Below are 379 nucleotides of genomic sequence, written 5' to 3'. Positions count from 1 at the left end.
GGCTGAAACACGAACCTACAGATCAACAAAAAGAAAATGAATGGCTGATGGAGAAAATCCAGAGGATATTTAAACAGCGCCGAGGCACTTGGGGTTATCGGCGAATAACGATGGCGATTAATCGCCACTATAAGAAAAAGTACAGCCCCAAACGCATTCGACGTTTAATGATTGAATTAGGTTTGAAATCCTTTATTCGCCGTTCAAATGGCTATTCCACCAAGACTAGCTTTGTTCATATCGAAGAGAATATTCTTAATCGGGAGTTTACTGCGGACAAACCAAATGAGAAGTGGGTAACAGATATCACGCATCTAAAATTTGGTCTGAACAGGAAAGCTTATTTAAGTGTGATTAAAGATCTCTATGATGGATCCAT

At 39.6% G+C, this 379-nt stretch carries 1 protein-coding gene; it reads left to right on the top strand.

Annotated elements, in window-relative coordinates; translation table 11 throughout:
• A partial coding sequence (locus LZD48_RS18475; protein ID WP_235764137.1) for an IS3 family transposase occupies window positions 1–379 on the top strand: 379 nt, incomplete at both ends.

The sequence above is a fragment of the Oceanobacillus alkalisoli genome, from assembly GCF_021556485.1.
Taxonomy (GTDB): Bacteria; Bacillota; Bacilli; order Bacillales; family Amphibacillaceae; genus Oceanobacillus; species Oceanobacillus alkalisoli.
This window is presented reverse-complemented; position numbering and strand designations above follow the sequence as displayed.